At 54.8% G+C, this 26,770-nt stretch carries 20 protein-coding genes, 2 tRNA genes and 3 rRNA genes; 7 read left to right on the forward strand and 18 right to left on the reverse strand.

The window, feature by feature from the left end; genetic code table 11:
* Window positions 1-15 precede the first annotated feature (15 nt).
* Window positions 16-3,699, reverse strand: coding sequence for a methionine synthase (gene metH / locus CVE23_RS20005; protein WP_100850506.1), 3,684 nt, complete (start codon window positions 3,697-3,699; stop codon window positions 16-18).
* 164 nt (window positions 3,700-3,863) lie between these two features.
* Here metH and iclR point away from each other — a divergent pair, with 164 nt between their 5' ends.
* Complete coding sequence (gene iclR, locus CVE23_RS20010; RefSeq protein WP_038665141.1) at window positions 3,864-4,694, forward strand: glyoxylate bypass operon transcriptional repressor IclR; 831 nt, start codon at window positions 3,864-3,866, stop codon at window positions 4,692-4,694.
* 6 nt (window positions 4,695-4,700) lie between these two features.
* Here the strand turns inward: iclR and aceK are convergent, their stop codons facing one another.
* The 9 genes from aceK to CVE23_RS20055 all read right to left on the reverse strand — a co-directional run bounded on the left by aceK (window position 4,701) and on the right by CVE23_RS20055 (window position 16,300).
* Entirely contained in the window at window positions 4,701-6,458 is a 1,758-nt protein-coding gene (aceK, locus tag CVE23_RS20015) for a bifunctional isocitrate dehydrogenase kinase/phosphatase (protein WP_049854784.1), read from the reverse strand.
* Window positions 6,459-6,535: 77 nt separating this feature from the next.
* On the reverse strand, window positions 6,536-7,843 hold the full coding sequence (gene aceA, locus CVE23_RS20020) for an isocitrate lyase (RefSeq protein ID WP_100850230.1): 1,308 nt from the start codon (window positions 7,841-7,843) through the stop codon (window positions 6,536-6,538).
* Between the two features lie 23 nt (window positions 7,844-7,866).
* Window positions 7,867-9,465 (reverse strand): malate synthase A, encoded by a 1,599-nt coding sequence (gene aceB / locus CVE23_RS20025; RefSeq protein WP_100850231.1) that lies wholly within the window; start codon window positions 9,463-9,465, stop codon window positions 7,867-7,869.
* A gap of 302 nt (window positions 9,466-9,767) precedes the next feature.
* Window positions 9,768-10,697 (reverse strand): homoserine O-acetyltransferase MetA, encoded by a 930-nt coding sequence (gene metA / locus CVE23_RS20030; RefSeq protein ID WP_038665129.1) that lies wholly within the window; start codon window positions 10,695-10,697, stop codon window positions 9,768-9,770.
* Window positions 10,698-11,114: 417 nt separating this feature from the next.
* A 5S ribosomal RNA gene (gene rrf, locus CVE23_RS20035) occupies window positions 11,115-11,230 on the reverse strand.
* A 120-nt stretch (window positions 11,231-11,350) separates the two neighbouring features.
* Window positions 11,351-14,257: ribosomal RNA gene (locus CVE23_RS20040) — 23S ribosomal RNA — on the reverse strand.
* 167 nt (window positions 14,258-14,424) lie between these two features.
* Window positions 14,425-14,500 (reverse strand) — tRNA-Ala (locus tag CVE23_RS20045).
* Between the two features lie 112 nt (window positions 14,501-14,612).
* A tRNA-Ile gene (locus tag CVE23_RS20050) sits at window positions 14,613-14,689 on the reverse strand.
* 69 nt (window positions 14,690-14,758) lie between these two features.
* Window positions 14,759-16,300 (reverse strand): 16S ribosomal RNA (locus tag CVE23_RS20055).
* The 16S, 23S and 5S rRNA genes sit together here with 2 tRNA genes alongside, the layout of an rRNA operon.
* A 466-nt stretch (window positions 16,301-16,766) precedes the next feature.
* Between CVE23_RS20055 and CVE23_RS20060 the strand changes: the two genes are divergently transcribed.
* The gene (locus CVE23_RS20060) at window positions 16,767-17,312 is read left to right on the forward strand and encodes a gamma carbonic anhydrase family protein (RefSeq protein WP_038921142.1); all 546 of its coding nucleotides are present in this window, start codon (window positions 16,767-16,769) and stop codon (window positions 17,310-17,312) included.
* Between the two features lie 18 nt (window positions 17,313-17,330).
* Here the strand turns inward: CVE23_RS20060 and CVE23_RS20065 are convergent, their stop codons facing one another.
* From CVE23_RS20065 to dprA, 6 genes are read right to left on the reverse strand one after another with little or no spacing between them, the layout of a single operon-like run.
* Complete coding sequence (locus tag CVE23_RS20065; RefSeq protein ID WP_038920389.1) at window positions 17,331-17,600, reverse strand: DUF1488 family protein; 270 nt, start codon at window positions 17,598-17,600, stop codon at window positions 17,331-17,333.
* Window positions 17,597-18,424, reverse strand: a complete 828-nt coding sequence (gene aroE, locus CVE23_RS20070) for a shikimate dehydrogenase (protein WP_100850507.1) — start codon at window positions 18,422-18,424, stop codon at window positions 17,597-17,599. Before aroE ends, CVE23_RS20065 begins: the two co-directional genes overlap by 4 nt.
* Window positions 18,425-18,442: 18 nt before the next feature.
* Window positions 18,443-19,012 carry an L-threonylcarbamoyladenylate synthase type 1 TsaC gene (gene tsaC / locus CVE23_RS20075; RefSeq protein ID WP_071605239.1) on the reverse strand — a complete coding sequence of 190 codons (570 nt, stop codon included), beginning with the start codon at window positions 19,010-19,012 and terminating at the stop codon, window positions 18,443-18,445.
* On the reverse strand, window positions 19,005-19,565 hold the full coding sequence (locus CVE23_RS20080) for a DNA topoisomerase family protein (RefSeq protein ID WP_071605240.1): 561 nt from the start codon (window positions 19,563-19,565) through the stop codon (window positions 19,005-19,007). Before CVE23_RS20080 ends, tsaC begins: the two co-directional genes overlap by 8 nt.
* 19 nt (window positions 19,566-19,584) lie before the next feature.
* Entirely contained in the window at window positions 19,585-20,058 is a 474-nt protein-coding gene (locus tag CVE23_RS20085; RefSeq protein ID WP_038920390.1) for a DUF494 family protein, read from the reverse strand.
* The gene (dprA, locus tag CVE23_RS20090; RefSeq protein ID WP_038921146.1) at window positions 20,030-21,163 is read right to left on the reverse strand and encodes a DNA-protecting protein DprA; all 1,134 of its coding nucleotides are present in this window, start codon (window positions 21,161-21,163) and stop codon (window positions 20,030-20,032) included. The genes CVE23_RS20085 and dprA overlap by 29 nt, the downstream gene beginning before the upstream one ends.
* A 112-nt stretch (window positions 21,164-21,275) precedes the next feature.
* Between dprA and def the strand changes: the two genes are divergently transcribed.
* The 5 genes from def (at window position 21,276) to mscL (ending at window position 26,073) form a co-directional block, all read left to right on the forward strand.
* Window positions 21,276-21,785: a peptide deformylase gene (def, locus tag CVE23_RS20095; RefSeq protein WP_038920391.1), complete on the forward strand. Its 510-nt coding sequence runs from the start codon at window positions 21,276-21,278 to the stop codon at window positions 21,783-21,785.
* Between the two features lie 36 nt (window positions 21,786-21,821).
* Window positions 21,822-22,763 (forward strand): methionyl-tRNA formyltransferase, encoded by a 942-nt coding sequence (fmt, locus tag CVE23_RS20100; protein WP_100850232.1) that lies wholly within the window; start codon window positions 21,822-21,824, stop codon window positions 22,761-22,763.
* 58 nt (window positions 22,764-22,821) lie between these two features.
* A complete protein-coding gene (gene rsmB, locus CVE23_RS20105; protein WP_100850233.1) occupies window positions 22,822-24,117 on the forward strand; it encodes a 16S rRNA (cytosine(967)-C(5))-methyltransferase RsmB in 1,296 nt (431 codons plus the stop codon).
* Between the two features lie 50 nt (window positions 24,118-24,167).
* The gene (gene trkA, locus CVE23_RS20110; protein WP_038920394.1) at window positions 24,168-25,544 is read left to right on the forward strand and encodes a Trk system potassium transporter TrkA; all 1,377 of its coding nucleotides are present in this window, start codon (window positions 24,168-24,170) and stop codon (window positions 25,542-25,544) included.
* Window positions 25,545-25,647: 103 nt separating this feature from the next.
* The gene (gene mscL, locus CVE23_RS20115) at window positions 25,648-26,073 is read left to right on the forward strand and encodes a large-conductance mechanosensitive channel protein MscL (protein ID WP_038920395.1); all 426 of its coding nucleotides are present in this window, start codon (window positions 25,648-25,650) and stop codon (window positions 26,071-26,073) included.
* Here mscL and CVE23_RS20120 read toward each other — a convergent pair.
* The gene (locus CVE23_RS20120; RefSeq protein WP_071605241.1) at window positions 26,036-26,302 is read right to left on the reverse strand and encodes an alternative ribosome-rescue factor A; all 267 of its coding nucleotides are present in this window, start codon (window positions 26,300-26,302) and stop codon (window positions 26,036-26,038) included. The two genes, mscL and CVE23_RS20120, sit on opposite strands and share 38 nt — an antisense overlap.
* 60 nt (window positions 26,303-26,362) lie before the next feature.
* On the reverse strand, window positions 26,363-26,749 hold the full coding sequence (locus CVE23_RS20125; RefSeq protein WP_038920396.1) for a DnaJ family domain-containing protein: 387 nt from the start codon (window positions 26,747-26,749) through the stop codon (window positions 26,363-26,365).
* Between the last annotated feature and the right edge of the window lie 21 nt (window positions 26,750-26,770).

The following is a 26,770-nucleotide window of genomic DNA, read 5'->3' on the forward strand; positions in this document are numbered from 1 at the left end:
TGAATAACTTTTATATCAATCCGCATCATACCCCAGATTCGGCGCCAGCCAGCGCTCCACCTCGTCGATCGGCAACGATTTACGAGCGGCGTAGTCTTCCACCTGGTCGCGCTGAATTTGCGCCACGGCGAAATACTTGCTGTCCGGGTGGCTGAAGTACCAGCCGGACACCGACGCGCCCGGCCACATGGCGTAGGACTCGGTGAGTTTCATGCCGACGGTATTGTCCACGTCCAGCAGTTGCCAGATGGTCGCTTTTTCGGTGTGGTCCGGACAGGCCGGGTAGCCCGGCGCCGGTCGGATGCCCTGATAGTTCTCGCGGATCAGCTCGTCATTGCCGAGGTTCTCGTTCGGCGCATAGCCCCAGTGGACCTTGCGCACCCGCTCGTGCAGGTATTCGGCGAACGCTTCCGCCAGCCGGTCCGCCAGCGCTTTGAGCATGATCTTGTTGTAGTCGTCGTGCTGCGCTTCCCACTGCGTCGCCAGCTCGTCTTCTTCCAACCCGCCGGTCACCGCGAACGCGCCGAAATAATCCGGTTTGCCGCTGGTTTTCGGCGCGACAAAATCCGCCAGACAGTAGTTGGGAAAATCGGTCTTTTCGGTTTGCTGGCGCAGATGATGGCTGACGACCAGCACCTCGGTACGACGCTCGTCGGTATAGATTTCGATGTCATCGCCCACCCGGTTGGCCGGGAACAGCCCCACCACCCCGCGCGGGTTCAAGGTGCCGCTGGCCGACAGGGTATCCAGCATGGCGTTGGCGTCGGCAAACAGGCGTTTGGCCTCCTCACCCACCACTTCATCTTCAAGAATGTTGGGGTATTTGCCCGCCAGCGACCAGGTCATAAAGAATGGCGTCCAGTCGATGTAGTTACGCAATGTCTCGATGCCGGCGGAAACCGGCTGTACGCCGAGGCGATGCGCCACCGGCGGCGTATAGCTTTCCCAGTCGATCGGCATGGCGTTGTCGCGCGCCACGCCCAACGCCACCGGCGGCGTGCGCGGTTTTTTGCGACCATGCTGAATGCGCACCGTTTCGTATTCCTTACGAATGCGCGCCACAAAGTCGTCGCGCTGGCTGTCCGACAGCAGCGCCGACACCACGCCCACCGAGCGCGACGCATTCTGCACGTATACCGTCGGGCCGCTGTAGTTCTGTTCGATCTTCACCGCGGTGTGCGCCTTGGAAGTGGTGGCGCCGCCGATCAGCAACGGCAGCGTAAAGCCCTGGCGCTCCATCTCTTTGGCGACGTTGACCATTTCATCCAGCGACGGGGTAATCAGCCCCGACAGGCCGATGATATCGACGTTCTCCTCGCGCGCGGTCTTGAGGATCTTGTCGGTCGGCACCATCACGCCCAGATCGATAATTTCATAGTTGTTGCACTGCAATACCACGCCGACGATGTTCTTGCCGATGTCGTGTACGTCGCCCTTCACCGTCGCCAGCAGGATCTTGCCGGCGCTGGAGCCCTGCTCTTTGCTGGCCTGAATGAACGGTTCCAGATACGCCACCGCCTGTTTCATCACTCGCGCCGACTTCACCACCTGCGGCAGGAACATTTTGCCGGCGCCGAACAGGTCGCCGACCACGTTCATGCCGTCCATCAGCGGCCCCTCGATCACTTCGATAGGGCGAGTCGACTGCGCCCGCGCCTCTTCGGTGTCCTGCTCGATAAACTCGGTGATGCCTTTGACCAGCGCGTATTCCAGCCGTTTTCTCACCGGCCAGCCGCGCCATTCGGCCTCGCCTTTGTTGCTGTCGTCGTCGGACTTACTACCGCGGTATTTCTCGGCAACCGCCAGCAGCCGTTCGGTGCCGTCGTCGCGCCGGTTGAGAATCACGTCTTCCACCGCGTCGCGCAGCTCGGCGGGTAAATCATCGTAGATCGCCAGCTGACCGGCGTTGACGATGCCCATGTCCATGCCGTTGCGGATGGCGTAATACAGGAACACGGCATGAATCGCCTCGCGTACCGGCTCGTTGCCGCGAAACGAGAACGACACGTTGGACACGCCGCCGGAAATCAGCGCATGCGGCAGTTGTGCTTTGATGTCGGCGCAGGCCTCGATAAAGTCCACCGCATAATTGTTGTGCTCATCAATACCGGTAGCGACGGCAAAAATGTTCGGGTCGAAAATGATGTCTTCCGGCGGGAAACCGACTTCTTCGGTCAGGATCTGGTAGGCGCGGCGGCAAATCTCAATCTTGCGCGCGCGGGTATCCGCCTGCCCCACTTCATCAAACGCCATCACCACCACGGCGGCGCCGTAACGGCGCACCAGCCGGGCGTGATGCACAAAGGCCTCCACGCCTTCTTTCATCGAAATCGAGTTGACGATGCCCTTGCCCTGAATACACTTCAGCCCGGCTTCCACCACGTCCCACTTGGAGGAGTCGATCATGATCGGCACCCGGGCGATATCCGGCTCGCCGGCGATCAGGTTGAGGAAACGCACCATCGCCGCTTCGGCGTTGAGCATGCCCTCGTCCATGTTGATGTCGATGATCTGCGCGCCGCTTTCTACCTGTTGACGCGCTACGTCCAACGCCTCGTTGTACTTTTCTTCTTTGATCAGACGCTTAAATTTGGCGGAACCGGTGACGTTGGTGCGTTCGCCGACGTTAACGAACAGCGTGTCGTCGCCGATGTTCAGCGGCTCCAGCCCGGACAGGCGGCAGGCCACCGGCAGCGTCGGCAACGCGCGCGGCGCCACGCCGTCGACGGCCTTAACCATCGCGGCGATATGCTCAGGCGTGGTGCCGCAGCATCCGCCGATAATGTTCAGGAAGCCGGACTGCGCCCACTCGCCAATCTGGCGCGCCATCTCGTCCGCATCCAGATCGTATTCGCCGAAGGCATTCGGCAACCCGGCGTTGGGGTGTGCGGTCACATAGCACTCGGCGATGCGCGACAGTTCCGCCACGTACTGACGCAGTTCGTCCGGCCCCAGCGCACAGTTAAGACCGAACGACAGCGGCCGGGCGTGACGTAGCGAGTTATAAAACGCTTCGGTAGTCTGGCCGGACAGAGTACGGCCGGAGGCATCGGTAATGGTGCCGGAGATCATCACCGGCAGCGTGACGCCCAGCGCTTCGAATTCGGTTTCTACCGCAAAAATGGCGGCTTTGGCGTTCAGGGTGTCGAAAATGGTTTCGATCAGGATGATATCAACGCCGCCTTCAACCAGCGCGCGGGTCGATTCGCGGTATGCTTCCACCAGTTGGTCGAAGCTAACATTACGGTACGCCGGGTCATTGACGTCCGGCGAGATCGACGCGGTGCGGTTGGTCGGCCCCAGCACCCCGGCGACATAGCGCGGGCGCTCCGGCGTACGCGCCATCCACTCGTCGGCACAGGCCCGCGCCAGCCGGGCGGCGACGGTATTGATTTCCGCCGACAGCGCTTCCATCTCGTAGTCAGCCATAGCGATGCGGGTGGCGTTGAAGGTGTTGGTTTCCAGAATATCCGCGCCCGCCGCCAGATAATCGTTATGAATGGCGGTGATCACCTCCGGTTTACTCAGCACCAGCAAGTCGTTATTGCCTTTCAGGTCGCACTGCCAGTCGGCAAAACGTTCGCCGCGGTAATCTTCTTCCTGCAGGCGGTAGCTCTGGATCATGGTGCCCATGCCGCCGTCCAGAATCATAATGCGTTGCGCCAGCTGCTGCTGTAATGCCTGTAACCGATTTGCCATCATTTTATTCTCGTTATCACCCTCGTCTGTGCGAACCTTTATCCTAGCACAACAGCCCGCCGCGCCAGCGCAGTACGCGGTTGATAATACCGCCTGACAAGACGGTTGCATTCTGCGCTAAAAAAACGAAAATCGATTCCATGATATGAAAAAGGAAATCGACGATGACGCCACCCGAACCCGCCAAACGCGGCAAGAAACCCCGCGCTGCCGCCGCCAGCCCCGCTCAACCTGCCGGACAGGTGCAGTCGTTGACCCGCGGTCTGACGCTGCTGGAATACATCGCCAAAGCCAACGGCAGCATCGCGCTGACCGATCTGGCCCAGCAGGCGGGCCTGCCCAACTCCACGACCCATCGGTTGTTGACCACCATGCAGCAGCAGGGATTTGTGCGCCAGGTCGGCGATTTGGGATTGTGGACCATCGGTACCCATGCGTTTATCGTCGGCAGCAGCTTTCTGCAAAGCCGTAATCTGCTCAGTCTGGTGCACCCGATGTTGCGTCAGTTGATGGAGAGTTCTGGTGAAACGGTGAATCTGGCGGTGCTGGATCAGAGTGATTATCAGGCCATTATCATCGATCAGGTGCAGTGTACCGCGCTGATGCGCATGTCCGCGCCGATCGGCGGCAAACTGCCGATGCACGCGTCCGGCGCCGGCAAAGCGTTCCTCGCCATGCTGCCGGACGACAAAATCACCCAGTTGCTGCACCGCAAAGGGCTGCACAGCTATACCCCGCACACCCTCAGCGCCCAGACGCTGAAGGAGAACCTGACCAGCATTCGCCGGCAGGGCTACGCGCTGGACGATGAGGAACACGCGCTGGGCTTGCGCTGTGTCGCCGCCTGCATTCTCGACGAACACCACGAAGCGTTTGCCGCTATCTCCATTTCCGGGCCGGTCTCCCGCATCACCGATGATCGCATCACCGAACTGGGCGCGCTGGTGATCAAGGCGGCGAAAGAGATCACCTATCAGTACGGCGGCGCGCGCTGACCGGCGTTATAACGTCAGCGCGTCCGCTGACGTTACCGGGTCGGCATAACGTAAGCTGAAGCGTTTTCTGCGCCGGTAAGCGTAGACATCTTCGATGTGACCGTCGCGAATCCGCTGCTGCAACGCCCGCCAGTATTCAGCCCGAAACAGATCGCCGTGCAGCTCTTCAAACAGCGGCAGCAAGCGGCGATCGCTGCACAGAAACTGGCGAAACTCTTCCGGAAACACATCATTCGGCCCGACGCTGTACCAGGGTTCGGCCGCCAGTTCGTCCGCCGGATCGCGGGGCGGCGGAATGTCGCGGAAATTCACCTCGGTCATGTAGCAGATTTCGTCGTAGTCATAAAACACTACCCGGCCGTGGCGGGTGACGCCGAAGTTCTTGAACAGCATATCGCCGGGAAAGATATTGGCCGCCGCCAGTTGCCGGATGGCGTTGCCGTACTCCTCAATCACATCGCGCAGCGCCTGACCGTTGACCTGTTCCAGGTAGAGATTCAGCGGCGTCATGCGACGCTCCATGTACAGATGGCGAATCACCAGCCGGTCGCCCAGGTCTTCCAGTTTGTCCGGCACTTCCCGCCATAATTCCGCCAGCAGTTCCGGGCTGATGCGCGCTTTCTCCAGCACGAAATTTTCATACTCCTGAGTGTCCGCCATACGTCCGACGCGGTCGTGTTCCTTCACCAGCCGGTAACACTCCCGCACCCGCGCTTCGCTGACCTCTTTTTGCGGCGCAAACCGATCTTTGATCACCTTGAACACCCGGTCGAAAGTCGGCAGCGTGAACACCAGCATCACCATTCCTTTTACCCCCGGCGCGGTAATGAACGGCTCCTGCGTACTGGCGATGAAATCGAGGTACTCGCGGTAATATTCGGTCTTGCTGTGTTTCTGACAGCCGATCGCCAGATACAACTCCGCGGTGGTTTTACCCGGCAAAATCTCCCGCAGCCAGGCCACCAGCGCCGACGGCAGCGGTGCGTAAACCATAAAGTAGGAACGGGCGAAACCAAACACAATACTGGCGTCCGCATGGCGGGTCAGGCAGGTATCGATAAACAGCGCGCCGCGTTCGTTGTGGTGAATCGGCAGCAAAAACGGAAACACGCCGCCCGGCAAACGCAGTTTCCCCACCAGCCAGGCCGCTTTGTTGCGGTAAAACAGCTCGTTCGCCACCTGTAGCGAAGCGTTTGCCAGCGACGCCGCCGGGAACGCTTCCCGCAGCGACCGCACCACATAGCCGATGTCTCGCGTCAGGTCTTCCCACTGCAATCGCAGCGGCAAAGCGGTCAGCACCGCTTCCAGCATCGCGGGCCAGCCGTTGTCGGGCTGGTAAGTACGAGCCAGCGGACGCGGAATTTCCTGAAAACGCCGTGCCGGCTGCGAACTGAACACGAACAGTTTGTCCGGCGTCAGTTCACGGTGATGAAACAGCCGGCAATACACTGAGTTGAAAAAGCTCTCCGCGATTTCGAAGCGCGGATAGTCCGGCAACAGCGCGGTATAAATCTGTTTGACCCGCGCGACGAACGCCGCGTCGTAACACTGCCGGTCGGTGATGCAGCCCAGTTGCTCCACCACCAGCCCGACATGATGGTCATAGAGCTGGATACGCTGCTTCATCGCCTGCTGCACCGCATGCCAGTCCGCCTGCTCGAAGCGCTGCTGTGCGCCGGCAGTCACTTCCAGAAACCGGCCATACTGCGCATCGAACCCTTGCAGAATGGTCTGCGCCACCAGTTGTTCCCGACCTCGACTCATCCACCTCTCCTCTGACGCCATCGATGTAACGACACGCGGCCAGCATCAGGCTGGCCGCAATGGTGCGATCTTCCGGTTCAGAACTGCTGTTCTTCCGTCGAACCGGTCAGCGCGGTGACGGACGACGCGCCGCCCTGAATCAGGGTGGTCACCTTGTCGAAATAACCGGTGCCCACTTCCTGCTGGTGAGACGAGAAGGTGTACCCTTGTTTAATGGCCGCAAATTCCGGCTGCTGTACTTTCTCCACGTAGTGCTTCATGCCTTCGCCCTGCGCATAGGCATGCGCCAGGTCGAACATGTTGAACCACATGCTATGGATACCCGCCAGCGTGATGAACTGGTATTTGTAGCCCATCTCCGACAGTTCATCCTGAAAACGGGCGATGGTGCGATCGTCCAGATTCTTCTTCCAGTTGAACGACGGCGAACAGTTGTAGGCCAGCAGTTTGCCGGAGAAACGGGTGTGAATCGCCTCGGCGAAACGCCGCGCCAGCGCCAGGTCGGGCGTTGAGGTTTCACACCACACCAGGTCGGCGTAAGGGGCATACGCCAGCCCGCGGCTGATCGCCTGCTCCACCCCGGCGCGGGTGCGGTAAAACCCTTCCACCGTGCGTTCGCCGGTGACGAAGTCCCGGTCGTAATCATCACAATCCGAGGTCAGCAAATCGGCCGCGTCGGCGTCGGTACGCGCCACCAGCAATGTCGGCACGCCCAGTACATCCGCCGCCAGCCGGGCCGCCACCAGTTTCTGCACCGCTTCCTGCGTCGGCACCAGCACCTTGCCGCCCATATGGCCGCACTTCTTCACCGACGCCAGTTGGTCTTCAAAATGGACCGCGGCGGCGCCCGCTTCAATCATCGATTTCATCAGTTCAAACGCATTCAGCACCCCGCCAAAACCGGCTTCCGCATCGGCGACGATCGGCAAAAAGTAATCGGTATAACGCGGGTCATCCTGCCCGATGCCGTTGGCCCACTGGATTTGATCCGCGCGCCGGAAGGTGTTGTTGATACGCTGCACCACCGACGGCACCGAGTTGGACGGGTAGAGCGACTGGTCCGGGTACATGCTGGCGGCCAGGTTGGCATCCGCCGCCACCTGCCAGCCGGACAGATATATCGCCTCCAGCCCGGCTTTCGCCTGCTGCAACGCCTGCCCGCCGGTCAACGCGCCGAGGCAGTTGACGTAGCCTTTACGCGACTTACCGTTCAACAGCTTCCACATCTTTTCCGCGCCCAGTTGCGCCAGCGTACAGGCGGGGTTCACCGACCCGCGCAGATTCACCACATCCTCGGCGCGGTACGGGCGGGTAATGCCTTTCCAGCGCGGCGTGTTCCACTCTTGTTCCAGTTGCTCGATTTGTTGGGTACGAGAGGTGCTCATAGCGATTCCTTTTTTAAACAGGATTAATCAAGTAAGTCGTAACCGGGTAAGGTGAGAAAATCGATTAACGCGTCCTGCGTGGTGATGCGTTCCATCAAACGGGCGGCGTCATCGAAACGGCCGTCGTCGAAACGGGCGTCGCCCAGCTCGCCGCGGATAACCTGCATCTCTTCCGCCAGCATCTGGCGAAACAACGACTTGGTCACCACCCTGCCGTCACTGAGGGTTTTGCCGTGGTGAATCCACTGCCAGATGGAGGTACGGGAGATCTCGGCGGTGGCGGCATCCTCCATCAGCCCGTAAATCGGCACACAGCCGTTGCCGGAAATCCAGGCTTCGATGTATTGCACCGCGACGCGGATATTGGCGCGCATGCCGGCCTCGGTACGCTCTCCCGGACAGGGCGCCAGCAGTTCATCGGCGGTCACCGGCGCATCGTCTTCACGCAGCACATCCAGTTGATTGTGACGATCGCCCAGCAGGCGATCGAATACCGGCATCACCGTGTCGGCCAGACCGGGATGGGCGATCCAGGTGCCGTCATGACCATTACGAGCCTCCAGCTCCTTGTCCTGCCTGACTTTTTCCTGCACCCAGGCGTTGCGCTCCGCGTCTTTGCTGGGAATGAACGCGGCCATCCCACCCATCGCAAACGCGCCGCGCCGGTGACAGGTTTTGATCAGCAAACGCGAGTAAGCGTTCAGGAACGGTTTGTCCATCGTGACTGATTGCCGGTCCGGCAATACCCGGTCCGGATGATTTTTCAACGTCTTGATGTAGCTGAAAATGTAGTCCCAACGGCCGCAGTTCAGCCCGACAATGTGGTCGCGCAGGTGATAGAGAATTTCGTCCATCTGGAACACGGCAGGCAGGGTTTCAATCAAGATGGTGGCTTTGATAGTGCCGCGCGTCAGGCCAAAGCGTTCTTCGGTATAGCTGAACACCTCGCTCCACCAGGCGGCCTCCTGCCAGGATTGGGTTTTCGGCAGGTAGAAATAGGGGCCGCTGCCTTTTGCCAGCAACTGGCGGTAGTTATGGAAAAAATAGAGCGCAAAATCGAACAGACTGCCGGGGATGGGTTCATCATTCCACAACACGTGTTTTTCCGGCAGGTGCAGGCCACGCACCCGACAAATCAGCACCGCCGGGTCAGGCTTGAGCTGATAAATCTTTCCCGCCTCGCTGGTGTAGGTGATGGCGCCGCGCACCGCATCCCGCAAGTTGATTTGCCCTTCAATCACTTTCGGCCAACTGGGCGCCAGCGAATCTTCAAAGTCCGCCATAAAGACTTTCACGTTGGCATTCAGGGCGTTAATCACCATTTTTCGTTCCACCGGGCCGGTAATCTCTACCCGGCGATCCAGCAGGTCAGCAGGAATACCACGAATCTTCCAGTCGGATTTCCTTATGGAATCCATTTCCGAAATAAAACCAGGTAATTCACCGTTATCAATTCTTGCCTGCACCGCCTGGCGCTCAGCCAGTAAACGGTTGCGCTGCGGAGTGAACCGGCTGACCAACGCGGTGAGGAAATCCACCGCCTCAGCCGTCAGAATCTGTCGTTCTGCCTCACCAAATGCGGTGGTGAACACCAGTTCCCTGCTTATCGTCTGTTGTGTCATGTCGTCGTTCCTATTCCGTTGTCCTCGCCTTATCGGCTGTTCAATCTGCGAACTCATTCCGAACATTTTTCAGCCAACAGAACTAAGCCTAATTCAATAAAATTAAAAATCAAAAACAATTTCCATTTTTAATTTAAATTCAATTCAAGCATATGATTAATTTAAAATTAAAGTTATACGCAATAGAGAAATGCATTCCATGAGCAGTAAGAAAAGGAAATCGGAGACGTACCCGCTTCGCTTGAGCAGGAAAAAGAAAAGGCGCCATGAGGCGCCTGACGGGAGAGAATGAGAGGAAAGCGTCAATCCAGCGTAGGATTCATATGACGCAAATCGAACGGCGTGATCTGGTAAACATAGTAATTCAGCCAGTTGGAAAACAGCAGATGGCCGTGGCTGCGCCAGGTCGCCCGCGGCGTTTTCTGGGGGTTATCCCCCGGAAAGTAGTTCACCGGGATTACTGGATTAAGGCCGGCATCGTAGTCACGGAAATACTCGCTTGATAATGTCAGCGCATCGTACTCCGGGTGCCCGGTCACAAACGCCAGCCGCTTATCCTTACTGGCAAACAGGTAGGCACCGGCTTCCTCAGACTCCACCAGAATATCCAGATCGGTGTGCTCACGAATCACGTCGGAAGGAAAATCCGCATAGCGGGAATGTGGTGCCAGAAAGGTTTCGTCAAAACCGCGCGTCAACAGGGCATGCGGTTGCAACGTATGGTGTGAATACACACCGGATAATTTCACGTCACGGGTCAGCTTGGGGATGCCGTACAGCACATTCAACGCCGCCTGAACCGCCCAACACACAAACAGTGTAGAAGTGACATGCTCTTTGGCCCAGTTCACCACCCGCTCGATCTGCGGCCAGTACACCACATCGCAAAAATCCACCAGCCCCAGCGGCGCGCCGGTCACGATCAAACCGTCAAAATTCTCGTGCTCGATATCTTCAAAGTCGCAGTAGAAGTTATTGAGGTGCTCCGTAGGCGTGTTCTTCGATTCCCGGCTATCAATGCGCAACAACTGAATATCCACCTGCAGTGGCGAATTCGACAGGAGCCGCAGGAACTGATTCTCCGTTTCGATTTTCTTTGGCATCAGGTTAAGCACCAACACCTTCAACGGACGAATTTCCTGCGTTCTGGCTCGGGAAGACGGCATTACAAAGACGTTTTCATTGCGCAAGAAGCTGACAGCTGGCAACTCATCAGGAACCCGGATTGGCATAACCTTACACCTCACTGCATACGTTTATACGTTTATACGTTTAGCCTTCTAGGCTGCCGAAGATAACGATTTTCCAGAGCAATGTCGAGTACATAACCATCTGGTTGAAAATCTTTCATCAGAAATCAGATTTATATATCCATTTTTAGCATAAGAATTACACAGTATGACGCAAAGCGAGACAGTTCCTCTGCTGATGCAAAGTAATGGGAACCACGGTAAAGGAGAGATAGGAGAGAAGGTATTGTAGAAAAGTGAAAAAAATATCGGACAGCGTTCAAAAGATCAGTAAAAGGACAAGGCGGTAGGGTAGTAAAAAACATCGGGCCGCCGGCCATCCCCGCCCTGGCACTCGGTTTGGCCACCGCGCCCCCAAAGCAAAAAACCCCCGGCATAACCGGGGGTTCCTTATGTGATGCCTGGCAGTTCCCTACTCTCGCATGGGGAGACCCCACACTACCATCGGCGCTACGGCGTTTCACTTCTGAGTTCGGCATGGGGTCAGGTGGGACCACCGCGCTCTCGCCGCCAGGCAAATTCTTTTCATTCCAACCGTCATGCCCACGCTACCGCGCCGCACAACCATCAGAATCCATCCGTCGAACAAGCCAAATTCTTTCTCGTCTCTCTCACCAAAACACCTTCGGTGTTGTAAGGTTAAGCCTCTCGGGTCATTAGTACTGGTTAGCTCAACGTATCGCTACGCTTACACACCCAGCCTATCAACGTCCTCGTCTCGAACGTCCCTTCAGGGGCCTCAAGGGCCCAGGGAAGACTCATCTCGGGGCAAGTTTCCCGCTTAGATGCTTTCAGCGGTTATCTCTTCCGCACTTAGCTACCGGGCAATGCAATTGGCATCACAACCCGAACACCAGTGGTGCGTTCACTCCGGTCCTCTCGTACTAGGAGCAACCCCCCTCAATCTTCCAGCGCCCACGGCAGATAGGGACCGAACTGTCTCACGACGTTCTAAACCCAGCTCGCGTACCACTTTAAATGGCGAACAGCCATACCCTTGGGACCTACTTCAGCCCCAGGATGTGATGAGCCGACATCGAGGTGCCAAACACCGCCGTCGATATGAACTCTTGGGCGGTATCAGCCTGTTATCCCCGGAGTACCTTTTATCCGTTGAGCGATGGCCCTTCCATTCAGAACCACCGGATCACTAAGACCTGCTTTCGCACCTGCTCGAGCCGTCACTCTCGCAGTCAAGCTAGCTTATGCCTTTGCACTAACCTCCTGATGTCCGACCAGGATTAGCTAACCTTCGTGCTCCTCCGTTACTCTTTGGGAGGAGACCGCCCCAGTCAAACTACCCACCAGACACTGTCCGCAACCCGGTTCACGGGTCCACGTTAGAACATCAAACATTAAAGGGTGGTATTTCAAGGTTGGCTCCATGCAGACTGGCGTCCACACTTCAAAGCCTCCCACCTATCCTACACATCAAGGCTCAAGGTTCAGTGTCAAGCTATAGTAAAGGTTCACGGGGTCTTTCCGTCTTGCCGCGGGTACACTGCATCTTCACAGCGAGTTCAATTTCACTGAGTCTCGGGTGGAGACAGCCTGGCCATCATTACGCCATTCGTGCAGGTCGGAACTTACCCGACAAGGAATTTCGCTACCTTAGGACCGTTATAGTTACGGCCGCCGTTTACCGGGGCTTCGATCAAGAGCTTCTCCTTACGGATAACCCCATCAATTAACCTTCCGGCACCGGGCAGGCGTCACACCGTATACGTCCACTTTCGTGTTTGCACAGTGCTGTGTTTTTATTAAACAGTTGCAGCCAGCTGGTATCTGCGACTGGGCTCAGCTCCGTCCGCAAGGGACTTCACCATGCCCAGCGTGCCTTCTCCCGAAGTTACGGCACCATTTTGCCTAGTTCCTTCACCCGAGTTCTCTCAAGCGCCTGAGTATTCTCTACCTGACCACCTGTGTCGGTTTGGGGTACGATTCAATGTTACCTGATGCTTAGAGGCTTTTCCTGGAAGCAGGGCATCTGTCACTTCAGTACCGTAGTACCTCGTCATCACGCCTCAGTGTTGACAGCAGACCGGATTTACCTGGTCCACCCACCTGCACGCTTAAACCGGGACAACCGTCGCCCGGATGACATAGCCTTCTCCGTCCCCCCCTCGCAGTAACACCAAGTACAGGAATATTAACCTGTTTCCCATCGACTACGCTTTTCAGCCTCGCCTTAGGGGTCGACTCACCCTGCCCCGATTAACGTTGGACAGGAACCCTTGGTCTTCCGGCGTGCGGGTTTTTCACCCGCATTATCGTTACTTATGTCAGCATTCGCACTTCTGATACCTCCAGCAGACCTCACAGTCCACCTTCAACGGCTTACAGAACGCTCCCCTACCCAACAACGCCTAAGCGTCGCTGCCGCAGCTTCGGTGCATGGTTTTAGCCCCGTTACATCTTCCGCGCAGGCCGACTCGACCAGTGAGCTATTACGCTTTCTTTAAATGATGGCTGCTTCTAAGCCAACATCCTGGCTGTCTGGGCCTTCCCACATCGTTTCCCACTTAACCATGACTTTGGGACCTTAGCTGGCGGTCTGGGTTGTTTCCCTCTTCACGACGGACGTTAGCACCCGCCGTGTGTCTCCCGTGATAACATTCTCCGGTATTCGCAGTTTGCATCGGGTTGGTAAGCCGGGATGGCCCCCTAGCCGAAACAGTGCTCTACCCCCGGAGATGAATTCACGAGGCGCTACCTAAATAGCTTTCGGGGAGAACCAGCTATCTCCCGGTTTGATTGGCCTTTCACCCCCAGCCACAAGTCATCCGCTAATTTTTCAACATTAGTCGGTTCGGTCCTCCAGTTAGTGTTACCCAACCTTCAACCTGCCCATGGCTAGATCACCGGGTTTCGGGTCTATACCCTGCAACTTAACGCCCAGTTAAGACTCGGTTTCCCTGCGGCTCCCCTATGCGGTTAACCTTGCTACAGAATATAAGTCGCTGACCCATTATACAAAAGGTACGCAGTCACACCCAAAAGGTGCTCCCACTGCTTGTACGTACACGGTTTCAGGTTCTATTTCACTCCCCTCGCCGGGGTTCTTTTCGCCTTTCCCTCACGGTACTGGTTCACTATCGGTCAGTCAGGAGTATTTAGCCTTGGAGGATGGTCCCCCCATGTTCAGACAGGATACCACGTGTCCCGCCCTACTCATCGAACTCACGGCCTGTGCATCTTCGTGTACGGGACTTTCACCCTGTATCGTGCGACTTTCCAGACGCTTCCACTGACACACAAGCCGATTCAGGTTCTGGGCTCCTCCCCGTTCGCTCGCCGCTACTGGGGGAATCTCGGTTGATTTCTTTTCCTCGGGGTACTGAGATGTTTCAGTTCCCCCGGTTCGCCTCATTAACCTATGGATTCAGTTAATGATAGTGTGACGAATCACACTGGGTTTCCCCATTCGGGTATCGTCGGGTATAACGGTTCATATCACCTTGCCGACGCTTTTCGCAGATTAGCACGCCCTTCATCGCCTCTGACTGCCTAGGCATCCACCGTGTACGCTTAGTCGCTTAACCTCACAACCCGAAAGTGTCTCGGGATGCGGGTATATTGAGAGACTCGAACAACACATGAATTCACACTCATATGCCGTCGTTTCAAATTTTCAGCTTGTTCCGGATTGTTAAAGAGCAGAATACTTCGCAGCATACTGTCGCCAGTATACTCTGAAGTCATTCGTAAATGGTGGAGCTATGCGGGATCGAACCGCAGACCTCCTGCGTGCAAAGCAGGCGCTCTCCCAGCTGAGCTATAGCCCCATAGAATGCAACACGTAAACCTTTACCCGTAATTTCTTCTGAGACAAGGCGTGGAATGACGACGCATACATCAATATGCGGGCTATTTCACAACGCAGTATCAGGAGAAATCTGGTAGGCCTGAGTGGACTTGAACCACCGACCTCACCCTTATCAGGGGTGCGCTCTAACCACCTGAGCTACAAGCCTATAAGGTTTTACCGCTCGTTTACTTCATCAGACAATCTGTGTGGACACCACGCAGGCACTTCAACTCGGTAAGGAGGTGATCCAACCGCAGGTTCCCCTACGGTTACCTTGTTACGACTTCACCCCAGTCATGAATCACAAAGTGGTAAGCGCCCTCCCGAAGGTTAAGCTACCTACTTCTTTTGCAACCCACTCCCATGGTGTGACGGGCGGTGTGTACAAGGCCCGGGAACGTATTCACCGTAGCATTCTGATCTACGATTACTAGCGATTCCGACTTCATGGAGTCGAGTTGCAGACTCCAATCCGGACTACGACGTACTTTATGAGGTCCGCTTGCTCTCGCGAGGTCGCTTCTCTTTGTATACGCCATTGTAGCACGTGTGTAGCCCTACTCGTAAGGGCCATGATGACTTGACGTCATCCCCACCTTCCTCCAGTTTATCACTGGCAGTCTCCTTTGAGTTCCCGACCGAATCGCTGGCAACAAAGGATAAGGGTTGCGCTCGTTGCGGGACTTAACCCAACATTTCACAACACGAGCTGACGACAGCCATGCAGCACCTGTCTCAGAGTTCCCGAAGGCACCAAAGCATCTCTGCTAAGTTCTCTGGATGTCAAGAGTAGGTAAGGTTCTTCGCGTTGCATCGAATTAAACCACATGCTCCACCGCTTGTGCGGGCCCCCGTCAATTCATTTGAGTTTTAACCTTGCGGCCGTACTCCCCAGGCGGTCGATTTAACGCGTTAGCTCCGGAAGCCACGCCTCAAGGGCACAACCTCCAAATCGACATCGTTTACAGCGTGGACTACCAGGGTATCTAATCCTGTTTGCTCCCCACGCTTTCGCACCTGAGCGTCAGTCTTTGTCCAGGGGGCCGCCTTCGCCACCGGTATTCCTCCAGATCTCTACGCATTTCACCGCTACACCTGGAATTCTACCCCCCTCTACAAGACTCTAGCTTGCCAGTTTCAAATGCAGTTCCCAAGTTAAGCTCGGGGATTTCACATCTGACTTAACAAACCGCCTGCGTGCGCTTTACGCCCAGTCATTCCGATTAACGCTTGCACCCTCCGTATTACCGCGGCTGCTGGCACGGAGTTAGCCGGTGCTTCTTCTGCGGGTAACGTCAATCGATAAGGTTATTAACCTTACCGCCTTCCTCCCCGCTGAAAGTGCTTTACAACCCGAAGGCCTTCTTCACACACGCGGCATGGCTGCATCAGGCTTGCGCCCATTGTGCAATATTCCCCACTGCTGCCTCCCGTAGGAGTCTGGACCGTGTCTCAGTTCCAGTGTGGCTGGTCATCCTCTCAGACCAGCTAGGGATCGTCGCCTAGGTGAGCCGTTACCCCACCTACTAGCTAATCCCATCTGGGTTCATCCGATGGCGTGAGGCCCGAAGGTCCCCCACTTTGGTCTTGCGACGTTATGCGGTATTAGCTACCGTTTCCAGTAGTTATCCCCCTCCATCAGGCAGATCCCCAGACATTACTCACCCGTCCGCCGCTCGCCGGCGGGGAAGCAAGCTTCCCCCCGCTGCCGCTCGACTTGCATGTGTTAGGCCTGCCGCCAGCGTTCAATCTGAGCCATGATCAAACTCTTCAATTTAAAGTTTGATGTGTTTTCCGAAGAAAACGTGCTCAAAGAATTTACTGTTAGTTCGTATGAATTAACTGTTGTCACTCTTCAAGACTTTTCACATAATTTTTTAGTGAAGCGTCCTGCGAGTGCCCACACAGATTGTCTGATTGATTGTTAAAGAGCAGTGCGACCGGCTTACAGCCTGCTGTCGCGAGGTGGCGTATACTACGCTTTCCTCATTCAGAGTCAACGACTTTTTTCTCGTTTTCTCTGCCTCACACCGCGCTGGCTTGTCGCCGTTGCCGTGTCAGTGGATGCGCATTATAGGGATCCGAACGGGTTACACAACCACTTTCTCGATCTTTTTTTCCGTTCGCGCATTTTTCCACCCTTACGTTGAGTTATTGTGCAGGCAACGCTATTTTCTGAGCAATAAAGCCGGATCCAACCAAGGATCCGGGATCCGTAATATTAACTTTAGGAGATGCGGCATATGTCCGAGGCATTACGCCCGTTTAAAGGAGCGCTGCCGGTTATCGGTAAAAACGTCATGGTGGACCCTTCCAGTGTAGTTATCGGGGAGGTCACACTGGCGGATGATGTGAGCATCTGGCCATTAGTGGTCATCCGGGGTGATGTCAACTTCATCCGGATTGGGTCTCGCTCCAATATTCAGGATGGCAGCGTCTTGCACGTAACCCACTGTTCGGAAAAAAACGTGAATGGAAATCCATTAATTATTGGGGAAGACGTTACCGTAGGGCACAAAGCCATGCTGCATGGTTGCACGATCGGCAATCGTGTTCTGGTGGGCATGGGTTCAATTCTTCTTGATGGCGTCACCGTTGAAGATGACGTCATCATTGGTGCGGGTAGTCTGGTTTCACCGGGAAAGACGCTGGAGAAAGGTTACCTTTATCTTGGTAGTCCAGCTAAAAAGGTTCGCCCACTGACAGAGCAGGAACTGGAAGGGCTGCTTTATTCATCCAATAACTATGTGCGCTGGAAAGACGAATATCTAAGCCAATCACACCAGTGAAGCAATTGGCGCTTTTCATCAATGAATTTCATCACTAAACAGAAAGCGCCCTTGCTCGTCGTATTCATCATCACGAATCAAGCGTTCAAACTCATCTTCCCAATCCCAGCGATGTTCACGGAACAGTGACAGCCACTGTTCCGGTTGCACATCACCATAGCGTTCCAGCAGAACATATCGTCTAATCACGCACTCGCGCTGGAACCCGCCGACCAGGGCCGGAAAAATGATCGCCCCATCATGATCACTCCACCATTCCCGATCTGGAAACTGAATCGCCTGATTCATGTTCCCAGTTCCTGTTTCATTTTATGAATTACCGGTACGACATCCGGCATGACGCCATGCCACAAATTGAACGCATGCGCCGCCTGCCAGACCAGCATCCCCATTCCGTCAACATAACGTTGTGCCCCCTGCCGGATGCACCACGTCAAAAAAGGGGTCGGTTCCGACTGATAAAACATGTCATAGCAACACACATCAGAAGAAATTAGAGAGGCTGGCAGATCAGGAACATCGCCCGCTACCCCCGATGAGGTAGCATTGATAATCAAATCAAAATGATGACTGCCCAACTTTTCCATCGGCAACGCGCTCACCTGACCATAGCGGCTGAAATGTTCAGCCAGTGCCTCAGCTCTGGCGAATGTGCGATTAGCGATAATTAACTCGCATCCGTACGCCAGCAAAGGCTGAATAACGCCGCGTGCTGCGCCCCCCGCCCCCACCAGCAACACCCGGTTATGAGGCTGGATAAACTCATGCTGCTGCAAATCACTCAGCAGACCAATACCGTCAGTATTGTCGCCATAAAGCGAACCATCGCCTTTCCTTTGGATCGTATTGACGGCGCCAGCGGAACGAGCACGTTCGCTCAACTCATCCATAGCCGCACATGCGCGTTCCTTGAACGGAGCCGTCACATTGGCGCCGCATGCTCCATGTTGAAAAAACGCGTTCAGGCTGTCCTCAAAACCATCCAACGGCGCCAGTATTCGCTCGTAGGTCAGCGAGATCCCCGTCTGCTCGGCAAATAACGCATGAATGCGCGGCGATTTGCTGTGCGCAATAGGATGACCAAAAACCGCAAAAGATTGACTCACGGACACCTTGTTCTCCAATACTTGCTACCCCTGACGCAACATTTCTCCCGTCAAGGCATCACGAATTTCCGATGGATTCAGACGACCGCCAACCTCTCCATTCAGGACAGGAAAACGCTCGCCAAACTGCGCCACCACTTCACTGACTGTACGACACGGCGGCTGGCCGCTCAGATTTGCACTGGTAGAAACCAGCGGCTTTCCGAACGCCAGACACAGCTGCTTAACCAGCGGGTGATCGCTCACTCGCACCGCCAGTGAGGTGAACCGCCCGGTCAGCCAATCCGGCGTTACCGTTTTGGCCGGAAGCACCCAGGTAACCGGCCCTGGCCAGGAGGCAAAGATGGTCTGGCGCTGAATGTTCGACAAGGCCGACATGTCGACATAAGGTTCCAGTTGCTGAAAATCCGCCGCAATTAGGATCAGCCCTTTTTCACGTGGGCGTTGTTTCAACGCCAACAAACGTTCTACCGCCGTTTCACTGTCGGGATCACACCCAAGCCCAAATACAGCCTCCGTTGGGTAGGCGATCACATTTTCTTCCCGCAGTTGCTGTAACAACGGTGCTAAATCTTCAGAATTTAAATTACTCATCACAATGACTTTCTTCAGCCGATACCGGCTTTCCACACAATTTACTAGCACAAAAGCGTCTTACGCCCTGCGCAGTTTTCTTCTCTATCAATAACGGGTAATGGCAGTATTCGCATTCCCCCGCGATCGGCTTGTGATTCAGCGTGAATTGACAGGCAGGATAACGTTCGCAGGAGTGAAACGTCTTGCCATAACGAGATTTACGCTGAAGCAATCGGCCGTCATGGCACTGGGGACATGTCAGGGTCGTTTCATCCGGGCGATCGATGGCTTCCGTATGCTCGCATTCAGGATAGTTACTGCAACAGATGAACATGCCATAACGCCCCTGACGCAGCACCAGCGCCGACTGGCAACGAGGGCAATGCTGCCCATCCAGCACTTTCACCACATGCCCATCAGCATAGGCTTTAAGCGGTCGAATATAATGGCATTCAGGATAACGGGAACAACCAAGAAACGGGCCGTGCTGCCCGGAACGGATAACCAACACGGCCCCACATTCAGGGCACACCTGCTGCGGCTTTTCAGCAATAAGTATGGTTTTAGCCATGATTTACTTTGATTCCCGACTACTGCAAATACCCTTCATTGGCTTCAAAGAGTAAATCTTCCATTTGCTGATAAGCATTTTCGCAACCTGGCACATTGAACAGCACCATCAGAATGACCCATTTTAGATCTTCCAGGTCAAAATCCTGCGTTTCAAGCGCCATCACCCGATCAATGACCATCTCGCGGGTTTCCAGATTGAGCACTTTAATCTGCTCAAGAAACAGCAGAAAGCCGCGACAATCCACATCCAGACGTTGTTCCTCTTCAGCGGTGTAAATGCGCAACGCCAGAGGGTCGCTGGCCAACGCCAGTGGCGGGGTTTGCCCTTCCTGCAAGTCGGCTAGTTTTTCAAGCCAGTCCAGCGCGCTGTAGATATCGTCACGATCAAATCCCGCGCGGGTGAGGTCATCAGTCAACGTATCCTGATCGACACGCATTTCGGTTTCATTGTGGATGTAAGTTTCAAACAAGTACATTAGTACGTCGAACATGGCCTGCCCTCCTTATACGGACATAGCCGCCGGGTACAGCTGCGATCCACCCTGCTAACTCCAGATCCAGTAACTTAATCACCACCTCTGGCACAGGTTGGCCGGCACGTTCAGCGACAACGTCAACAGGTGTAACCTCATCTCCTACGGTAGCCAACACATCAGCAAATGGCAATTCCAGTTCGTCTTCCGTCGCACAAATAATTCCCGGAACGCCCTCACTAGGAATATCGGCAAACCAGCGCAGTCCATTATGGAGTTGTTCAAAAATGTCCTGAGGTTGGGTAACCAGGCTGGCCCCTTGCTGTATTAGCCAGTGATTACCTTCCGTCATCGGATTGCCAATCGGACCGGGCAGAGCGAATACCTCGCGATTTTGTTCCAACGCATAACGCGCCGTCACCAGCGAGCCACTACGCATCGATGCCTCCACCACCAGAACGCCCAGGCTTAATCCGCTGATGATGCGATTGCGGCGAGGGAAATTCACCGGCAACGGCCGAGTATTCAGAGGAAACTCCGACACCAGAGCCCCACCCTGCTGCACAATTGCATCCGCCAGCGTCAGATGCCGGCGCGGATAAAGCTGGTTTAATCCGCTCCCCAATACCGCAATGGTTTTCCCTCCCGCCTGCAGGGCGGCCTGATGGGCAATACCATCGATCCCCACAGCAAGCCCGCTGGTTATGGTCAGATGATTCAGGCTGAGTTGCTGGCTGAAGACATGCCCCCACTGTTCGCCGTAAGCGCTATTGTTGCGACTGCCAATCACCGCAATCTGCGGAGATGACAGTACGCCAACATCTCCGGCGACATACAAACATACCGGGGGCGAAACAATGTTACTGAGCAAAGGGGGATAATCGGCGCTGTTGAATGTCACCAGGTGATGATCCGGCGTTTCCAGCCAATGCACTGTATTCTGGATATCCAGATCGCTCAGAGCGAGAAACTGCTCGGTCTGACTTTCCGTTAGGCCAAGCGATTTCAGATATCCCGCCGGATACGAGTTTTCGGCCTGCAATTGACCGAACAATGCGGCGCACCTTTTGGCGCCAAGGCCCTTAACCGACGCCAGACGCAACCAGATTTCCATATCCGTCATATCCCACTCCGCATCCTGCTGTGCCATGGCCGTGATGCTGTCAATCACCCTCGGAAATGTCTACAATAAAGACTGGAGCATTCTAACCACCTGAATACAGATCTAAACATATATGTCAGTGTTGCAAGTATTACATTTCCCCGATGAGCGGCTTCGCATTAAGGCGCAGCCGGTAAAAGAAGTTAATGCAGAGATTCAGCGTATCGTGGACGATATGTTCGATACCATGTACGAGGAAGAAGGCATTGGCCTCGCGGCCACGCAAGTTGATATCCATCAGCGCATCATCGTGATCGATGTTTCAGAAGAACGGGATCAACGACTGGTCTTGATCAACCCGGAACTGCTGGAGAAATCTGGTGATACCGGAATTGAAGAAGGCTGTTTGTCCATTCCTGAAACTCGCGCGCTGGTTCCGCGGGCAGAACACGTCAAAGTGCGCGCGCTGGATCGCGAAGGTAACCCGTTTGAGTTGGAAGCCGACGGCTTGCTGGCGATTTGCATTCAGCATGAAATGGATCACTTGGTCGGCAAACTGTTTATCGACTACCTGTCGCCGCTGAAGCGCCAACGCATCCGCCAGAAGCTGGAAAAATTGGCCAGACAAAACAGCAAGGCATAAGCAGTCCCGTAAACCTATTTCCAGGCAGGAAACCACGTGTCATTACGCATTATTTTCGCAGGAACGCCTGATTTCGCCGCACAGCATCTTGCAGCGCTGCTATCGTCAGAGCATGAGGTTGTCGGCGTGTTCACCCAACCGGACCGCCCGGCAGGCCGCGGCAACAAGCTGACGCCCAGCCCGGTTAAAGTGCTGGCTGAACAGCATGGTATTCCGGTATTCCAACCCAAATCATTACGCCCTGTTGAGAATCAACAACTGGTGGCGGAACTGGGCGCTGATGTAATGGTTGTGGTTGCCTATGGCCTCATCCTGCCGCAAGCCGTACTGGATATGCCTCGCCTGGGGTGCATCAATGTGCATGGTTCGCTGCTGCCGCGCTGGCGTGGAGCGGCGCCGATACAGCGCGCGCTCTGGGCTGGCGATGCACAGACGGGAGTCACGATCATGCAGATGGACGCCGGGCTGGATACTGGCGCCATGCTTCACAAAATCGAATGCCCGATTCTGCCGGATGACACCAGCGCCACACTGTATGACAAGCTGGCAAAGCTGGGTCCTCAGGGATTAATGGATACACTGGCGCAATTGTCCGCCTCTCAGGTGACCGCCGAAGCACAGGACGACAGCCTGGCAACCTATGCAGAAAAACTGAGCAAGGAAGAGGCGCGTCTGGACTGGCAATTGTCGGCAAAACAGCTGGAACGCTGCATCCGTGCCTTCAATCCGTGGCCAGTCAGCTATTTTCTGATTGAGGAACGACCGGTAAAAGTCTGGAAAGCCGAGGCGCTGGACGCCTCGCATCAGCAACAGCCGGGAACCATACTTGCTGCCGACAAAGACGGCATCCGGATTGCTACCGCTGACGGCGTATTAAATATTCAGATCCTGCAACCCTCGGGCAAAAAAGCCATGTCAGCACAGGATTTGCTTAACTCTCGCCGCGAATGGTTCACCCCGGGCCACACACTGGCCTGATACCACGGTACCGACCTTATGTCGGTACCACTGACATTCTCCTACCCGTTCTGAACCGATGAAAAGCACATATAATCTTCGTAGCATTGCCGCCACTGCTCTTGTCCAGGTTGTCGAACAAGGGCAATCACTCAGCCACCTGCTCCCTACGCTCCAGCGAGACATCAGTGAGAAGGATCGCGGCCTGCTGCAGGAGATCTGCTTTGGCGTATTACGCGTATTACCACAGCTGGATTGGTATCTTCGTCAACTGATGGCCAAACCGCTTACCGGCAAGCAGAAGGTACTGCATTATCTGTTGATGGTAGGTATCTATCAGCTCATCCACACTCGCATTCCTCCCCATGCCGCGCTGGCGGAAACGGTTAACGGCGCGGTTGCCCTGAAACGGCCTCAGTTGAAAGGATTAATCAATGGCGTATTACGCCAGTTCCAGCGTCAGCAGGACGAATTGCAGCAACGGCTGCAGAACAATCCGGCGCGCTATGCGCACCCCGAGTGGTTGTTGCAACGACTGAAAAAGGCCTATCCCGAGCAATGGGAGCGCATCGTCGAGGCGAACAATCAGCATCCTCCCATGTGGTTACGGGTCAACCGGCAGCATCATACTCAGGCAGCCTATCTGACGTTACTGCAGGAAAAAGAGATAGAAGCTTATCCTCACCCTTTCTATGCGGATGCCATTCGACTGGGGACACCCTGCGCCGTCAATCAGTTACCGGGGTTCGAACAGGGCTGGGTCACCGTACAGGACGCGTCGGCACAAGGCTGTATCCACTGGTTGTCGCCGCAAGACCACGAAGATATTCTCGATCTGTGCGCCGCGCCTGGCGGCAAGACAACACATATACTTGAAGCCGCTCCTCATGCTCATGTACTTGCCGTTGACGTGGATGAACAACGGCTAAAGCGGGTCAGAGAGAATTTGCAACGCCTTGGTCAACACGCCGAGGTCAAATGTGGAGATGGCCGAACACCAACAGCATGGTGTGGGGACAAGCGCTTTGATCGTATTTTGCTGGATGCTCCTTGCTCCGCGACCGGCGTCATTCGCCGTCACCCGGATATCAAGTGGTTGCGCCGCGATAGCGATATCGCCGAACTGGCTGCTATGCAACAGGCAATTCTGGAAGCTATCTGGCCACGGCTGAAAAATGGCGGCACGCTGGTGTACGCCACCTGCTCTATACTACCGGAGGAAAACCACCAGCAAGTGGCCGCATTTCTGCAACGCCATCCTGATGCCGCATTGGTTGATACCGGTAGCCCGCAGCACCCTGGGATTCAGAAATTACCCGCGGCGGAAGATGGCGATGGTTTCTTTTATGCGAAGCTGGTAAAAAACGGGCAATAGCTCTAACCGGTTGATAAGCCCCGACAGGAACAGACACGGCAGAAATCACGATGAAGATAATTATTCTTGGTGCAGGTCAGGTTGGCGGAACGCTGGCAGAAAATCTGTCAGGCGAAAACAATGATATTACCGTTGTGGACACCAATACGACCCGGCTACGCCAGCTTCAGGACAAATTCGATCTGCGCGTGGTGACTGGCTATGCCTCTCATCCGCGCATATTGCGCGAAGCCGGCGCTGAAGATGCAGATATGTTGATCGCCGTAACCAATTCCGACGAAACCAACATGATCGCCTGTCAGGTCGCTTACTCCCTGTTCAATACTCCCAACCGCATCGCGCGTATCCGCTCATCGGAGTATATCCGTGAATCTGAGCAATTGTTTCAGGCGGAAGCCGTCCCGATTGATCACCTTATTTCGCCGGAACAACTGGTTATCGACAATATTTATAAATTGATCGAGTATCCGGGCGCATTGCAGGTAGTCAATTTCGCAGAGGGGAAAGTCAGTATTGCCGCAGTAAATGCATACTATGGCGGGCCGTTGGTGGGTAATGCGATTGCAACGATGCGCGACCATATGCCTCACATAGAAACGCGAGTCGCAGCCATTTTCCGCCATGACCGGCCGATTCGTCCTCAAGGCTCAACCGTGATTGAAGCCGGCGATGAAGTGTTCTTTATCGCCGCCTCACAGCATATTCGGGCGGTGATGAGTGAGATGCAGCGGCTGGAGAAGCCCTATAAGCGCATCATGATTGTTGGGGGCGGAAATGTGGGCGCTGGCCTGGCCCTCAGACTCGAAAAGGATTATAGCGTCAAGCTAATAGAGCGCGACGCGCTGCGAGCCGCTGAGTTAGCGGAGCGCTTACAACACACTATCGTCTTTCACGGCGATGCTTCTGACCAGGAGTTACTGGCTCAGGAGCACGTTGAACAGATTGATGTATTCATCGCCATCACCAACGATGATGAAGCGAATATCATGTCAGCCATGCTGGCAAAACGGATGGGTGCCAAAAAAGCGATGGTCCTGATCCAGCGCCGGGCCTATGTCGACCTGGTGCAGGGCAGTGTCATTGATGTTGCTATTTCGCCACAACAGGCCACCATTTCCGCATTGCTGGGACATGTGCGTAAAGCGGATATCGTCAGTGTATCGTCGCTGCGACGCGGTGTTGCAGAAGCGATTGAAGCAATTGCACATGGTGATGAAGGCACATCGAAAGTAGTCGGCCGCATGATCGCCGATATCAAACTGCCGCCAGGAACAATTATCGGTGCAATTGTGCGCGGCGACGACGTCATCATTGCCAATAACAATTTGCAAATAGAACAGGGTGACCATGTCATTATGTTTTTGACTGACAAGAAATATGTGTCCGACGTCGAGCGTTTATTCCAGCCCAGCCCATTCTTCCTCTAACCTTTCCTCAGGGCGTTTTATCCTGCGCGCCCTGAAATATCCCTTTTTGGTAAATTTTCCATCGCTTGTTAAAATTAAAAAAGGTTTTATCGGGGAGAGTGTTATGAGCTTTATAAAAGAGTTTCGTGAATTCGCCATGCGCGGCAACGTGGTTGACCTGGCTGTCGGGGTCATTATCGGCGCCGCATTCGGAAAAATCGTATCGTCGTTGGTATCGGACATTATCATGCCACCACTGGGACTCTTGATCGGCGGCGTCGATTTCAAACAGTTTCATTGGGTTTTGCGAGAGGCGCAAGGCAATATAGCCGCAGTCAGTATTAATTACGGCGTATTCATTCAGAATATTTTTGATTTTATCATCGTTGCATTTGCCATTTTTATGGCCATCAAGCTCATGAATAAATTACGTCGTACCCAACAGGAAGAACCCAATGCGCCGCCCAAGATCAGCGCAGAAGAAAAATTACTGACAGAGATCCGAGATTTACTCAAACAACAGGCCGATAACCATTCCAAAAACGCATAATTGTCTTAACGGCAGAATCAACATGCCAGAAGGCCAGTGGTAAAAGCATTGTTTTCTTACCACTGGCCTCCCAGTTCTTACCCTGTGCTTTTTGATGTTTCTCTTTCCTGCGATAGCTCCCTTTACCTTTTGTATTCTGCTCAACACGCTGGTGAAACAGAGGGTCATGGAGCAGCGCCTCAAGTGCGTTATCTTTTATCTGCCCTTTAGTATGGCGATAATGTGACATAAATCTACCTCATTCGATGGATGTTATATTCAACGTAAATTGCCTGTTATAACAAGCGGTTCAGTCATCTTTAACGGAGATATTCTTCTCCAATCGCATGCCTAATGCATGCTGATAAGACCCTTTCAGAAAATCGGTATTCATTCCTGACAGCTGCAGGCGTAACTCTAGCGCCTTGAGCCGCCGGGATAAATCGGTATAGTCTGCTGATGCTGGGTCAGCCGCGCGCAGTAAATTTACCAATGTCAGCGCTTCTTTGCGATCGGATAGTTCCGGCGGCAAAAAACCGCCATTCTTCATCAGATGGTATGCGCTGCGTAGTTCAACAGGAACAGCGCTATTGTCATCCAACTGAAGCGGCTTACCGCTGCCTGGCAAATGGTCTAACTCCCCACGCTTTTGCGCCTCAATGATATGGCGCTCGGCCCATTCATCAATAGGGAACATAAAACAGCCTCCCGCACGATC

Origin of the sequence: Dickeya fangzhongdai (assembly GCF_002812485.1) — a bacterium.
Taxonomy (GTDB): Bacteria; Pseudomonadota; Gammaproteobacteria; order Enterobacterales; family Enterobacteriaceae; genus Dickeya; species Dickeya fangzhongdai.

Coding starts and splice junctions, on each gene's coding strand:
- CVE23_RS20080 (WP_071605240.1), bottom strand. CDS start 19,565: ATGGCTAAAACCATACTTATTGCTGAAAAGCCGCAGCAGGTGTGCCCT.
- metH (WP_100850506.1), bottom strand. CDS start 3,699: ATGGCAAATCGGTTACAGGCATTACAGCAGCAGCTGGCGCAACGCATT.
- CVE23_RS20060 (WP_038921142.1), top strand. CDS start 16,767: ATGTCCGAGGCATTACGCCCGTTTAAAGGAGCGCTGCCGGTTATCGGT.
- CVE23_RS20065 (WP_038920389.1), bottom strand. CDS start 17,600: ATGAATCAGGCGATTCAGTTTCCAGATCGGGAATGGTGGAGTGATCAT.
- mscL (WP_038920395.1), top strand. CDS start 25,648: ATGAGCTTTATAAAAGAGTTTCGTGAATTCGCCATGCGCGGCAACGTG.
- metA (WP_038665129.1), bottom strand. CDS start 10,697: ATGCCAATCCGGGTTCCTGATGAGTTGCCAGCTGTCAGCTTCTTGCGC.
- trkA (WP_038920394.1), top strand. CDS start 24,168: ATGAAGATAATTATTCTTGGTGCAGGTCAGGTTGGCGGAACGCTGGCA.
- CVE23_RS20085 (WP_038920390.1), bottom strand. CDS start 20,058: ATGTTCGACGTACTAATGTACTTGTTTGAAACTTACATCCACAATGAA.
- rsmB (WP_100850233.1), top strand. CDS start 22,822: ATGAAAAGCACATATAATCTTCGTAGCATTGCCGCCACTGCTCTTGTC.
- CVE23_RS20120 (WP_071605241.1), bottom strand. CDS start 26,302: ATGTCACATTATCGCCATACTAAAGGGCAGATAAAAGATAACGCACTT.
- aceB (WP_100850231.1), bottom strand. CDS start 9,465: ATGACACAACAGACGATAAGCAGGGAACTGGTGTTCACCACCGCATTT.
- iclR (WP_038665141.1), top strand. CDS start 3,864: ATGACGCCACCCGAACCCGCCAAACGCGGCAAGAAACCCCGCGCTGCC.
- dprA (WP_038921146.1), bottom strand. CDS start 21,163: ATGACGGATATGGAAATCTGGTTGCGTCTGGCGTCGGTTAAGGGCCTT.
- def (WP_038920391.1), top strand. CDS start 21,276: ATGTCAGTGTTGCAAGTATTACATTTCCCCGATGAGCGGCTTCGCATT.
- CVE23_RS20125 (WP_038920396.1), bottom strand. CDS start 26,749: ATGTTCCCTATTGATGAATGGGCCGAGCGCCATATCATTGAGGCGCAA.
- aceA (WP_100850230.1), bottom strand. CDS start 7,843: ATGAGCACCTCTCGTACCCAACAAATCGAGCAACTGGAACAAGAGTGG.
- aceK (WP_049854784.1), bottom strand. CDS start 6,458: ATGAGTCGAGGTCGGGAACAACTGGTGGCGCAGACCATTCTGCAAGGG.
- tsaC (WP_071605239.1), bottom strand. CDS start 19,012: ATGAGTAATTTAAATTCTGAAGATTTAGCACCGTTGTTACAGCAACTG.